12 protein-coding genes are annotated in these 13,628 nt (G+C 41.2%); 2 read left to right on the forward strand and 10 right to left on the reverse strand.

The window, feature by feature from the left end; genetic code table 11:
• Nucleotides 1-56 precede the first annotated feature (56 nt).
• Nucleotides 57-299, forward strand: a complete 243-nt coding sequence (locus G631_RS0101795) for a hypothetical protein (RefSeq protein WP_026487980.1) — start codon at nt 57-59, stop codon at nt 297-299.
• A 53-nt stretch (nt 300-352) separates the two neighbouring features.
• On the opposite strand, the gene G631_RS0101800 is transcribed toward G631_RS0101795, so the two are convergent.
• From G631_RS0101800 to G631_RS21050, 3 genes are all read right to left on the reverse strand, one after another.
• The gene (locus G631_RS0101800) at nt 353-1,279 is read right to left on the reverse strand and encodes a hypothetical protein (protein WP_026487981.1); all 927 of its coding nucleotides are present in this window, start codon (nt 1,277-1,279) and stop codon (nt 353-355) included.
• Nucleotides 1,280-1,472: 193 nt separating this feature from the next.
• Nucleotides 1,473-2,237: a flagellin gene (locus G631_RS17670; protein ID WP_051196719.1), complete on the reverse strand. Its 765-nt coding sequence runs from the start codon at nt 2,235-2,237 to the stop codon at nt 1,473-1,475.
• Nucleotides 2,238-2,670: 433 nt separating this feature from the next.
• On the reverse strand, nt 2,671-3,108 hold the full coding sequence (locus tag G631_RS21050; protein ID WP_026487982.1) for a hypothetical protein: 438 nt from the start codon (nt 3,106-3,108) through the stop codon (nt 2,671-2,673).
• Nucleotides 3,109-3,637: 529 nt separating this feature from the next.
• On the opposite strand from G631_RS21050, the gene G631_RS0101815 reads away from it, so the two are divergent.
• Nucleotides 3,638-5,215 carry a helicase HerA-like domain-containing protein gene (locus tag G631_RS0101815; RefSeq protein ID WP_026487983.1) on the forward strand — a complete coding sequence of 526 codons (1,578 nt, stop codon included), beginning with the start codon at nt 3,638-3,640 and terminating at the stop codon, nt 5,213-5,215.
• Nucleotides 5,216-5,309: 94 nt separating this feature from the next.
• Here the strand turns inward: G631_RS0101815 and carB are convergent, their stop codons facing one another.
• The 7 genes from carB to G631_RS0101850 all read right to left on the reverse strand — a co-directional run bounded on the left by carB (nt 5,310) and on the right by G631_RS0101850 (nt 13,616).
• Nucleotides 5,310-8,558: a carbamoyl-phosphate synthase large subunit gene (gene carB / locus G631_RS0101820; protein WP_026487984.1), complete on the reverse strand. Its 3,249-nt coding sequence runs from the start codon at nt 8,556-8,558 to the stop codon at nt 5,310-5,312.
• 165 nt (nt 8,559-8,723) lie between these two features.
• A complete protein-coding gene (locus tag G631_RS0101825; RefSeq protein WP_026487985.1) occupies nt 8,724-9,317 on the reverse strand; it encodes a low molecular weight protein-tyrosine-phosphatase in 594 nt (197 codons plus the stop codon).
• 241 nt (nt 9,318-9,558) lie between these two features.
• A complete protein-coding gene (locus G631_RS0101830; RefSeq protein ID WP_026487986.1) occupies nt 9,559-10,119 on the reverse strand; it encodes an AAA family ATPase in 561 nt (186 codons plus the stop codon).
• A 1-nt stretch (nt 10,120) separates the two neighbouring features.
• Nucleotides 10,121-10,300, reverse strand: coding sequence for a hypothetical protein (locus tag G631_RS0101835; protein WP_026487987.1), 180 nt, complete (start codon nt 10,298-10,300; stop codon nt 10,121-10,123).
• A 279-nt stretch (nt 10,301-10,579) separates the two neighbouring features.
• The gene (locus tag G631_RS0101840; protein ID WP_026487988.1) at nt 10,580-11,875 is read right to left on the reverse strand and encodes a helix-turn-helix domain-containing protein; all 1,296 of its coding nucleotides are present in this window, start codon (nt 11,873-11,875) and stop codon (nt 10,580-10,582) included.
• 83 nt (nt 11,876-11,958) lie between these two features.
• Complete coding sequence (locus tag G631_RS0101845) at nt 11,959-12,741, reverse strand: HD domain-containing protein (protein ID WP_026487989.1); 783 nt, start codon at nt 12,739-12,741, stop codon at nt 11,959-11,961.
• Complete coding sequence (locus G631_RS0101850; RefSeq protein WP_026487990.1) at nt 12,738-13,616, reverse strand: SPL family radical SAM protein; 879 nt, start codon at nt 13,614-13,616, stop codon at nt 12,738-12,740. Before G631_RS0101850 ends, G631_RS0101845 begins: the two co-directional genes overlap by 4 nt.
• Nucleotides 13,617-13,628: the final 12 nt, after the last annotated feature.

Here is a 13,628-nt window from a genome sequence, read left to right on the forward strand (position 1 = left end):
CCTTTTACCTTATTATCTGATATGTGATAGAAATTTTAATGTGAGGAGAAGTATACATGAAGAAGTGGGAAAGAGCAGAAATTAGCTGTCTTGATCTTAGTGCTACAGAGCATCAGTGGAAATTTTCTTGGGAGAAAGATGGTGGATATTTAGGAGACGGAGAAATAACAGGATGGTTTGGACCAGATCCAGCGCCAACTCCAGCTCCAAGTCCAGCACCAATACCTACACCTACAGTTACACCAGCTGAGGACAACAACACAAGTCCTGCTGATATTGCTATTGATAAGCTCAGCTAATCATTTAATTACAAAGTCAAAGAGACTACCGATTGGTAGTCTCTTTTTTATCTTTATAGGATTTTGCCCTTCTGAATATCCCCTATAATCTGCACTATTCTTTCCTTAGAATTCCCCTCTCTTGGCCTTGCAATAATATAAACCGGACATTTTGAAGCCGCCAAAAGACATAGCTGCCCAAGTTTAGGATTATTCTCCCAGTCTCCCGATAGCCTGTGTAAAAACAAATTATGCTTAAAGGCAAAGAGCTGATCCATGCCAGTCATCTTTTTAACCTTTACTTCATTCACATTTTCTACAGTCAAAAAAGCCATAAATCCTACAGACCTTTTTGAAGAAACAAATTTATCTTTTACGGGAACAAGAAATTTATCCTTGTCTTCATTTATATAGATCAGATCGTCTAAATCTAAATCAGTACTCTTCACTTCATTTCTGCAAAGTTTCTGATAGGGAAAAGCTGGATAAACGTAGGCTCCCTCTTCTGACACAGTAAGAGCCGCCACATCATCTGCCATTATTTTATAGCCTTCTTCAATAAGTTTCCTGGTGGTGGAAGACTTGCCTGCTCCAGGTTCTCCAGCTATAAGAACCGCGGACTCACCTTCTCTAGTAGCGTCAACAACCGCACTACAATGGATAGCAAGGACTCCTCTCTGCAAAAGAGCCATTGCAAGGCAATAACCTAAAAGCCAGCCTGTGACCATCTCTTTTGTATAGCCATCTCTGCACTCATATCGTATTTCTTTTCCATCACGGATAGTATAAAAACCGCCCTTATTCTCAAAGCAGGAATACTCAAGACCTATCTCGTAGCGCTTTTGGGTTGCCCCCATTTTTTCAAGGTAATCTGTCACCTCTTCATGACATCCCCTAGAAATAATAGAAATGTCCGCCTTTTTTTCGTCATCGGCTTTTTCAAGCTGCATAAACTCAACATCTGATTCTATTGAAAGTCCGTAAATACTATATTTGTGCATCGGCAATCCTTCCTGTAAAACATCTATTTCATTTTATATATTCTGATAGCTGTTTACAAGCGCATAGAAAATGAGATTTTTATGTAGACAAATGCCTGCAGAGACAGTCACACAATAGAAATAGCCGTGGCAGAAATGATCGCCACAGCTTCTTTTTCAAAATATGATAAAACAAATACTTGCCGAGTACTGCTTATGCGAACAGAGCCATTGACTGGGCCTGTTTGTCTTCCATCTGCTGTTTCTGCAGAATGTTCTGATAGGAATCTAGAGCCTGCTTGGTCTTCATCTCCTGATAAGCCTCTACAGCATTATCTTCTTCCTTGTCCATCTGATAGCCATTAAGTTCCATGGCAGCATGCGAATTATAGGTAAGAGCATGATCAACGCCATTGGTTTCAGAACCAGTAGTAGATCTCATACTGGAAATCTTATCTATAGCATCATCGATCTTACTCATATCAAAGTCCTTGGTCACATCATAATCTGTGATTCCAAGAGCATCTGTTGTTGCATTGAATGTAGATACCTTTTCGCTAGAGCCATTGCCATCAGAGGCAACTTCCAAAGAATCCTCTTTAGTAAGAAGCTCCTTTTCATTAAAGGTTGTACCCTTGGCTGTTTCATTGATTCCATCAAGATATTCCTTGATCTGAGCCTGTATACTCTGCTTGTCATCATCTGAGAGAGTTCCGTTGGCTGCCTTTACTGAAAGCTCTTTTATTGACTGAAGATAATCTTCAATACCTGCCATAGCTCCTTCTTCTACATTAAGAGCCGACTTAGCAGATGTAAGATTTTCAGATCCTGCATCAAGGCCATTTACCTGAGATTTGGTCTTCTCCTGGATTGCAAGTCCTGCCGCATCCTCAGAAGCTTTATTTATCGTACCGCCTCTTGCTATAGTTGCATAAGCGGAATTATCTGAATATCCGCCTACGGATGATATGCTACTCATATTGCTACCTCCTTGAAATTTCCCTCGCATCCCTGCGAAAACACCTTGCATCCTTGCAATACTCGTCGCATCCCTGCTAGTGCATCCTTGCAAACTCTACAGGCCTCCGTGCCTTCCTTTGTTACTGCCATAGTAGCATCATGTTTTCAAAAAGGTTATTAAATAAGTATTAAATCCAGGGAAAAACGGCACAGAATTTCACTATTTAAGTAGCTTCCCGTAACTTTGTTCTAAAAAAGTATAATAATTCACAATTTGAAATTATTTTTTTCACTTTTTGAACACAATTTAGGTTTAGTATAATAACCAAGTTAGTGATGCAGCTCGGCTTACGAATCTATTCGAAGCCTAATCACTATCTCCCCCTCATAAGAAAATCGCAGGCACTCACGTCCCCCCGTGGGTGTTTTTGCGTTATATAAGGATTTTTTTATTAGTTACCGTACTTCCCATACAGTTCAAGAAGCTGTGCCATCTCTTCTGGTGTAAGATTTTCTGCAGCATACTTTATAAGCGCATCCTGATCTCCATCTGCTACATATCCAGACACTTCAGATACAGTTTCTGCATCCATATGATTCTCAATTATCTCAGTTACAACTTCCTTATCTTCCTCAGTCATATTCTCTAAAACTTCTGCAACCTTAGGATTGTCAGCAGCTATTTTTTCTGCATTTTCTGTGATCATATCAACAGTTTTTTCTGCAGCAGCTTTTTTAACAGAATCTTTTAACATAGGAAGAGCTACATTTATGAACAACAATAAAACTGCTCCCAAAATCACAAGTGACATCATAAGTTTCCCGAAACCACTGTTTTTGCTGTGTTTTGCGGATTTTCTATATTCTTTATTTCGATTATTTTTTGACATTTTTTCTGATTCTCCTATACATTTTTTAGAATAGGTCATATTTCTTTTAGAGTTCGGTCACACTTTGGCAACACTTTCCCGTTATTATAATCCTATCAGAAGGGTAAAACCTTCTGAACCCCCAACAATACTTTTTTTCATACACGGGTTGTCTGGTTCCCCACTGGGCAACCCCTCCTCCCAAAAATACACCACCTTTTAAGAGGTGGTTTTTTTATGGCCATATTATTAGTACACTTATACTAACACAGCTGTTGCACTTTTTCATCGCATTTTGTGTTCTTTATTTCTTTTTAGGTTATTTTTAGGTTGGGATTGTATAGTTATTTTCAGAAAGGATAAACACTTTCATAACAACTTTTTTACACCAGCCAGGGTTGACCTCATACAACCCTGGCACTCCCTAAAAGTCAATTCAGACAATTCTTTTTTTCGTATTTTTCCTACATCAATCAACATAAACAAATAAAATAGTATTATAATTATCTCTATATAAAAGCTGTATTTACGCGGCGGAATGGAGAAAGGTATGTATAAAGACGGTAAAGTTTGGGTGGCAAACACTGAAAACGGAGAAAATGTATTTCTTTTGCCTAAGATGGCCAATCGCCATGGTCTTGTTGCAGGCGCAACTGGAACTGGTAAGACTATAACTCTTAAGGTTCTTGCTGAATCCTTTAGTGACATGGGAGTACCGGTATTTCTTGCTGATGTCAAGGGTGATCTGTCCGGAATGGTGCTCGAAGGCGCTGATTCAGAGGATATGCAAAAGAGAATTCAGAAATTTGGTCTTAATGAAGCTGGCTTTAAATATCAGAAATATCCTGCCGTGTTTTGGGATGTTTTTGGAGAAAAAGGCATTCCGCTTCGCACAACTGTTTCTGAGATGGGGCCACTTCTTTTATCCAGGATTCTTGGTCTTAATGACCTTCAAAGTGACATTTTATCAATAACCTTCAAAATAGCAGATGACAATAACCTTCTCCTTGTAGACACCAAGGATTTAAAGGCTATGCTCAACTATATCTCAGAGAACACCAAGGAATTTGCTGCAGATTACGGAAATATCAGCAAGGTATCTATTGCTGCCATAGTCCGCGCTATTGTAGCCCTTGAGATTGCTGGTGGCGACAAGTTCTTTTTCGAGCCAGCCCTGAACATAAGAGACTGGTTTGCTACAGGCGAAGGCGGCAAGGGAATGATCAATATTCTCGATAGCACAAGCCTTATAAATAATGGCCAGCTCTACGCCACATTCCTTCTATGGATGATGTCAGAGCTCTTTGAGACGCTTCCTGAAGTTGGAGACCTTGATAAGCCCAAGATGGTATTTTTCTTTGACGAAGCACATCTATTATTTGATGATGCTCCAAAGCTTCTTATGGACAAGATTGAGCAGGTTGTTAAGCTTATAAGATCCAAGGGTGTTGGCATTTATTTTGTAACTCAGAACCCCAGAGATATTCCAGATGGTGTTCTGGCTCAGCTGGGCAATAAGATTCAGCATGCGCTCCACGCCTATACTCCATCAGATATGAAGGCTGTAAAGGCTGCTGCAGACTCCTTTAGAGAGAACCCTGAATTTAAGACAGCTGACGTGATCCAGGAGCTTGGAACCGGCGAAGCTGTTGTATCCTTCCTGCAGGAAGATGGCACTCCTTCTGTTGTTCAAAGAGTAAAGATACTCCCGCCCCAGTCTCTTATGGGCAGCATCGACTCTGCAACAAGAGACAAAGAGATCAAGGGCAGCGTTCTCTACAGCAAGTATTATGAGCCTGTAGATCCTGATTCAGCTTATGAATTTCTTGAGAGAAAGGGACTTGCTGATGCCCAGGAAGCCGAGAGGCTAAAGGCCGAGGCAGAAGCTGCCAAGGCAAAAGAAAAAGAGGAAGCCGCAGCTGCAAAGGCAAAGGAAAAGGCAGAGGCTGCGGAGGCTCGCAAAAAGAAGCAGGCTGCAAAGAGCGTAGGAAACGCAGTTGCCGGAACTGTAGGCCGAGAAGTTGGTAAAACTGTTGGTGGCAAGTTCGGTAAGTTTGGTAAGACTCTTGGCGGAAACCTTGGTGCAAGCCTTGGAAGAGGTCTTTTATCAACACTATTTAAGTCTTAAGCTCGCATAAGTATTTGTTTTCGTCTGTGCATTGATTTACTAAAAAAATCGGAAAGAGTTTTGATCTCTTTCCGATTTGTTCTTTTGATGAAACTTAGAGCTGTGAGTGATACTCCTGAAGGGAATTGATATTTCCGCAGCCCTTCTCTTTTACCTCATGAATGCCTTCTGCAGCGGCTTTTCCAGCAGCAACTGTTGTGATGTATGGAATACGGGCCTTTATGGCATCTTTTCTAAGGTATCCATCATCATGCTCAGCGCCTCGGCCAATTGGGGTGTTGATAATAAGCTGAACATCACCATTTTTGATGATATCTTCTACGTTTGGTCTTCCGCCTTCGTAGTTCTTTAAAATCTTAGTTGCTTCAATTCCAGCCTCAGTGATAAGTTCATAGGTCTTACCTGTTGCATAGATCTTAAAGCCATCCCTTACAAAGCTCTTTGCAAGGCAAACTGCGTGAGGCTTATCTTCTTCATTGAGTGAAATTAGAACTGCGCCTTCAAGAGGGAGTCTACTACCAGCTGCTTCCTGTGCCTTAAAGAAGGCTTCTCCTGGAGTCTTTGCAAGTCCTAAAACTTCACCTGTTGAACGCATTTCTGGTCCAAGTACAGGGTCAACTTCTGGGAACATATTAAATGGGAACACTGCCTCTTTTACCCCATAATAAGGAGGTTCGCTTGTCTTCTTGTTGGCGATAAGGTCGGCTACTGGGGAAGGCCTGCCTGTAAGCTGAGATGTAATGATGTCGGTTGCTACAGGAACCATTCTGATACCGCAAACCTTGGAAACAAGAGGTACTGTTCGAGACGCACGTGGGTTAGCCTCAAGAACATATACAGTATCGTCCTCTATAGCGTACTGCATGTTCATAAGACCAACTACATTCATCTCTACTGCAATCTTTCTGGTATACTCCTCAATTGTCTTAAGGTGCTTTTCAGAAATGTGCTTGGAAGGGATAATACAAGCTGAGTCTCCTGAATGGATACCTGCAAGCTCAATGTGCTCCATTACTGCAGGAACAAATGCATGCTGGCCATCGCTTATAGCATCAGCTTCGCACTCAAGAGCGTTATGGAGGAATCTGTCTATAAGAATTGGTCTGTCAGGAGTTACTCCTACAGCTGCTCTCATGTACTCTTCCATCTGCTCTTCGCATCTTACAATTTCCATTCCGCGGCCGCCCAATACAAATGAAGGACGAACCATAACAGGATATCCGATGCGGGCCGCAATCTCTTTGGCTCCCTCTACATCTGACGCCATGCCTGCCTCTGCCATTGGGATTCCAAGCTTATCCATCATCATGCGGAACTGGTCTCTATCTTCTGCAAGATCAATAACTTCTGGAGTTGTGCCTAAAATGTTGACGCCTTCTTCCTTGAGCTTGGCTGCAAGGTTAAGAGGTGTCTGACCGCCGAACTGGGCAATTACGCCGAGAGGCTTCTCCTTGCGATAAATCTGAAGTACATCTTCAAGTGTAAGTGGCTCAAAGTAGAGCTTATCTGATGTGTCATAATCTGTAGATACTGTCTCAGGGTTACAGTTTACAATAATTGTCTCAAAGCCCAGCTTCTTGAGGGCCATAGCAGCATGAACGCAGCAGTAATCAAACTCGATACCCTGACCGATTCTGTTTGGTCCACCGCCCAGGATCATGATTTTCTTGTTGTCACCCTCTGCAAGCTTCATAGGATGCTCAAGAGCGCTCTCATCCTGATAAGTTGAGTAGTAATATGCACTTCCATCTGTGCCATAAACATGAACGCCATCCCAGTTTTCTAAAAGGCCAGCTTCCTGTCTCTTATTTCTGATATCATCCTCAGACACTCCAAGAAGCTTTGAGAGGTACTTATCTGAGAAGCCATCTTTTTTGGCTTTTATCAGTATTTCTTTTGCCGGAACAGTTCCCTTAAACTCAGTCAAAAGAGCTTTCTCTTCCTCAACAAGCTCCTTGATCTCATTTAAGAAGTAATCCTTGACCTTAGTAATCTCATGAAGTTCAGAAGTTGTAACGCCCTTCTTCATAGCTTCATACATAAGGAAGTATCTCTCTGAGGAAGCATCCTTAAGGAGTCTTAATAGCTCATTCTTGTCCATTTCCTCGAACTTCTTGATGCAGCCAAGGCCATAGCGGTCCTTCTCAAGGGATCTGATTGCCTTTTGGAAAGCCTCTTTGAAGTTCTTGCCGATACTCATAACTTCGCCCACAGCTCTCATCTGTGTGCCAAGCTTATCCTCTACACCTCTGAATTTCTCAAAGGCCCAGCGGGCAAACTTAACTACAACGTAGTCGCCATTTGGAACGTATTTATCAAGGGTACCGAATTTAGAATCAGGAAGTTCTGAAAGAGTAAGTCCTGTAGCGAGTTTGGCTGAAACAAGGGCAATAGGGAAGCCTGTAGCCTTACTAGCAAGGGCTGAAGAACGTGAAGTACGTGGATTGATCTCAATAACAATAATACGGCCTGTCTTAGGGTCGTGAGCAAACTGAACGTTGGTTCCACCAATAACGCCGATGTGCTCAACAATCTTGTAGGCCTGACGCTGAAGCTCTTTCTGCAGATCTTCAGAGATAGTCAGCATTGGAGCTGTGCAGAAGGAATCACCAGTATGAACGCCAACAGGGTCAACGTTCTCAATGAAGCAGACAGTTATCATGTTGTTGTCCTTGTCACGAACAACCTCAAGCTCAAGTTCTTCCCAGCCAAGGATTGACTCCTCAACAAGAACCTGGTGAATAATAGACGCCTGAAGGCCTCTTGCGCATACTGTCTGAAGCTCTTCCTTGTTATAGACAAGGCCGCCGCCTGCGCCGCCCATAGTATAAGCAGGACGAAGTACAACAGGATATCCAAGCTCATCAGCTTCTGCAAGAGCTTCTTCTATACTGTAACAAGCCTTGGAACGAGCCATTTCAATGCCAAGCATGTCCATTGTCTTTTTAAATTCTGTTCTGTCCTCGCCACGCTCAATTGCGTCAACCTGGACACCTATAACTTTTACGTTGAATTTGTCGAGAATTCCGGCCTTGTATAATTCAGAACAAAGATTAAGGCCTGACTGACCACCAAGATTAGGTAGTAGAGCATCTGGCCTTTCCTTTTCAATAACTGCAGCTACGCGTTCCACATTAAGTGGTTCGATATATGTCTTATCCGCCATTTCCGGATCAGTCATAATCGTCGCTGGATTGGAGTTAACTAAAACAATTTCATACCCGAGACTCTTAAGAGCCTTGCATGCCTGCGTGCCCGAATAGTCAAATTCGCACGCCTGCCCAATAACTATCGGTCCCGAGCCGATAATCAAAACTTTGTGTATATCAGTTCTTTGTGCCATATTGCTCCTCCGTTATTCATTTTACCATCTCATCCATTTTATATGCATGATGCCATTTGCACAAGAAAAAAATATTCCCAAATCAGGAATATTTTTTCGCAATAAGAATATATTTTTTTTCCAGAAATATTCTAAATCCAGTAACTACTATGATTTTAAGGATAATCACCCCCTGGGGAAATCATCGTATTTAAGGTTATCCCTCGCATCAAAAGTCTCATCATCTGCATCATTATCATCATCAGCCAGAGACAATTCTTTTGCATATTCAGGAGTTGTCAGGATCTGTCTAAAGAGTCCATGGCAGCCTTCGCTGCAGTCTTTCCAGGTGGCATCAAAGTTCCCTGTATACCAGGGGTCAGCCACATCACCATCTCTTCCAGCAAACTCCAGCATCTTGTGTACCTTATTGTCCGGATCACCGCCAAAGATTCCATTCAGATTCCTAATGTTAGCGCTATCCATCCCAATTATAAAATCAAACTTATCATAGTCAGCTCTGGAAGTAAGCCTTGCTCTCTTCTGACTAACTCCAAGCTCATTATCATCAGTCCCGATCCCGTGCTCTCTAAGCTTGGCTCTTGCAGGCGGATACACCGGGCTTCCAACACCATTCCATATTTCATCTGTGTGCGTCGCAGAAGACTCTATGTGAAAGGCCTCTGCCAGGCCCTGTTTGTTAACTATATCCTTCATAATAAACTCTGCCATTGTAGAACGGCATATGTTGCCGTGGCAGACGAATAAAATTCTTATCATTTATCTTTGCTCCTTGAAATTCTGGGTTATTCCCTGTAATGCGCACCGTTGTGGGATAGAAATTGTGTTCACATATCACGGTGACAGAACTATCATATCACAGTTTGTGTAATAAATAGGAATATCTAGGAAAATCATGGACATGAAAAGTAGTCAAAAAGTAGTAAGGCAGGGGTGGTGATTTTGAGATATTCGGAGAAATGAAAAAGAGACCGTAATGGCCTCTTTTCACCCGACATTATTATATGCAAACTTTTTCAAACCAGTCCGGAACTTTATGAGATTTCCTTACAAGCACACCATCTTTATAAATTGCAAATCTCCTAAACCCTTCAGTGTTATCATAAAGAGCAACCAAGTTGCATATTGGAATAATCTTTATTAGGTTTTTAAAAGATTGCTCATATCTTCTTTCTATATCCGCCTCACTTACTCCATGGCCTCCATCAGCAACTCTTTTCGCAACTCTTTCTTTTGCTAGTTCAGCACTGGATAGTCCAATATAATGCACCTCAATTAAGTAACCATTATCTCTCGCCTTTGCGATATTATTAAGAATAGAATTGCCACAAAGCGTTGTCTCCTGATTAAAGCTTACACCATCCTCTATATAATGCTTTAACCTCTCTACTGCTGTTCTACCAGCATTCATCACGTCAGAGGCATTCCTCCAATCACCGCCAGCTTCTACTAATATTTCATCAGCATTAACTCTATATTCAGATTTCTGAAGCTGTTCTGCATCATAAAGAGTAGTTTTTCCCGCTCCGTTGACGCCAGCAACAATAGTGTACTTTTTCATTTCAGTTTGTATTCCTCTCTAGTACTTCTTGCTGCTTTTTTTGAAGAAGATAATCTCCTATCATCTCATAGAAATCCTTCTCGTCTTCTGTCTCGCTCTCTAGCACAAGCTGTAATGTATCTTGAGCATTAAGCTTTATTATTTCCTTGTAAATTTCTCCATATTTCTTAACATCACACATAGCATTTACCTCGCATTTGCTATATTTTACCATAAATATTATTCATAATGTTGGAAACAATTTTCAATCAACCCAAGAGTAGTTTTTTGGTAGTCTCCTATGCACAAAAACACGTTAATACTGCGCCATCCCTAAATAATCCAGCTTATCCTTTATCAACTTTACCCTTCACGGTGACAGCCTTCCTGTAAACAACGTTATATCTAGTTGTCTTTTATTTCATTCGTAAGTTCCAGATTATCTTTAAGCTGATCCAAATTAAGGACATCTAACTTCTAATTAAGATATACTCAATTTGTCCATATTTGTGCCAATCCATTCAGTCATAGCCTTGTTTGTCCTGTACAGTTCCTCGTACTTATCTTTCTCAGCAAAGAAAGCTGTAGACACAAACTGATTTGCCAATATCATATATGGAACAGCCTTCTTTTCCGCATCCGTCATTTTTACAACACTGTCATATCCGTACATGATTTCTTTCATGACTTCTACCCAGGTAAGTAACTTATTTTCGTTTCCTTCTTCAAAAGTCTCTGACAGTATAGCTGTTGCCGCATAACATGGATCAAATATCCGGGCGTTTTCCTCGCTTAGTTCAAAATCAATAAATCCCCACTTGTCCTTCGCCAGGATAATATTGCTCGGATTCGGATCCCTATGAATCACCTGGCGCGGCAAAGCCCTATAGAGATCACAAAACTGCGCTGCATATTTCTCCATAGCTTCCGGATTCATATCGATTTTACCCTTCAAGGCCGGGACCGCCCACTCCCTGACACTCTTTCCTAAGTCCGCTTCATCCGCAATCGTATCTATCTTGGCAAGCGCAAGATCCAATTGTCCAACGATTTCCCCGATAAAACGTGCTTTTTCTTTATAATCGTCAAGATAAAGCCCGCTCGCCATAACTCTCTCGCCTTCAACCTTCCTTGTAAGCGTAAAGTAGAGTTCTCCGACTGTAACATATTCTTTACCATCAATAGTCGGAATAACCGACGGAGCAGTAAGTCCAACACTGTTAAGTGCCTTGGAAATCTCTATCGCCTTCTTCGCCGAACCAAGATTTGCCGTATACTTAATTACCATATTGCTCCCTACATACTTTGCGCAGTCGCTGATCTCTCCAGTTTCCGAAAATACGATATCTGACACGCGCTCTCTCTGAAGCCCCCAATTTATCAACACTTCAAAAATCAACTTATTACTGACCATGATGTGTTCCTCCTGAAAAATATTAATCTTATAAGGTCTTTTTGCCTTATATTCCCGGAGGTACTGCGCCGGAGTATATCCGATCTCGCGGATAAAAGCTCTGTAGAAGCCCGAATATGTTTCGAAACCATACTCGTAAACCACTTCGTTTTTCTTTCGTTCCAAGCCTATCTCATAGATAACATACAAGAGCTTTCTCCTTAAAACGTACTGCATAACCGGTATTCCAACAGCTGATTGGAACAATCTGTAAAAGTGAAAAACGGAATATCCCGCAACTTCAGCTAGTTCTTCCGCAGTAATGTCTTCTTTTATGTTGCTATCAACATAATCCAATGTTTTCTGGATCATCTCCCTGACCATACGCAGTTTCCTCCTTTCTGTGATATTTCGTAGCTACACACCAATCTTAGTCTTCTATCATCATAATAGTATTTCCGTTTTTGCTATTTATTGCGCATCCTTAGCGAATAAAAACTTTCAAGCTCAGTTCTCGATTCTGCCAGCGCCTTTTTGGTGCTGGCATTTCTTGTTGGAAATTCAAACATTTTATAAAGATATCCTTGCTTCCTGGCTAGTTCCCAGCTCTTTGGATATACAAGTTCAAAGGCAAGAGCTATATGACCAATCAGATGTTCAGCAGGCGAATCCATGATATCGCGATTTACTGCATGATGCTCCCTGACCTGCTCCATGACCTTTTCAGAAACACCTGCATTGAATAATACATCCTCAGTTACGTTGTAAATTTCCTCCATGGGAGTTTCTACATTCACTCTCAGGATATCAACCTTGTCAGCATCTCTTAAGATATTGCAAAAGATAAGTGTTTTTCCAGAAATAGATTCGTCTATCCTGTACTTATTATGCTGTCTGATAACAGTTTCAAGTTCATTGTCCCATGACCTAAAATCAGCATATTCTGTAATAAGCCCTTCATCTCCAAAAAGAAGATTCGCACCAAATTCTGCATGGTCTACTGATTCAGAGTCTATGAAGGTGTTATATCTTTTGACCTGCTCAAATCTGCCAATATCATGTAACATTCCTGACAGCCACGCAAACTCGATCTCCTCTTCGGTAAGGCTCAAACTCACTGCTATTTTCTCACAATTATCTGCCACTCTATATGTATGAGCTATCTTAAGCGCTATCTTAGGATCATTTGGATCATAATTCCTTGTATACGCTGCAAACTGCTCTCTAACTTTTTGTCTATCTATTTTCATAAATCAAATAACCTCATCTGCTCATATTTTTCTGGTAATTCGTTTATATACTGAAAGCATTCCTCCGGTTTGCAAATGATCTTGTTCTTTTGGCAAATTTCATAAAAAGCTTCTGTAAGTTCCTTAGCATTGGGGCTTACAAGGTTATAAGAATTACCATATTTTTTTATATACTTCTCCTTCAGCCCAGGGAAATGCTTATCAAGTGCCGCATAGTAATACTCGCGATCACCTTCTCTAAGTGTCAGCCCCATTCCGAAATTGATGATTCCTTTAACGCCCGCATCTGCGCATTCATTTAAGATTGCAGTCAGATTATCCATGGTATCATTGATATAAGGCAAGATTGGACACAGCCATACAACAGTTGGTATTCCTCTTTCCTGCATCTTTTTAAGTACCTGGATACGGCGCTTTGTGTTACAAACATTAGGCTCAATAATCTTGCATAACTCGTCATCATAGGTTGTAAGCGTGATCTGCACTACACATTTAGCTCTTTTATTGATTTCATCAAGGAGATCCAGGTCCTGAAGAATGCGATCCGACTTGGTTATAACTGCGGCTCCAAAACCATATTGCAAAATAATCTCAAAACACCTTCTCGTCAACCTCAAGTTTTCCTCGCAGTGCATATAAGGGTCGGACATCGAACCTGTACCGATCATACACTTTTTTCTTTTGGATCTTAATGCCGCTTCTAGAAGTTCTGGCGCGTTTTGCTTCACTTCTATATCTTCAAAAGGATGCGTAAACTGATAACATTTGCTTCTACTATCACAATAGATGCATCCGTGACTGCAGCCGCGATATATGTTCATTCCTGTAAATCCTGAATTCTTCGTCAAAATTCCTTTTGCGTTAACAAAATGCATATTTACAAAATC

It is taken from the genome of Butyrivibrio sp. XBB1001 (assembly GCF_000424505.1).
Classification (GTDB): Bacteria; Bacillota; Clostridia; order Lachnospirales; family Lachnospiraceae; genus Butyrivibrio.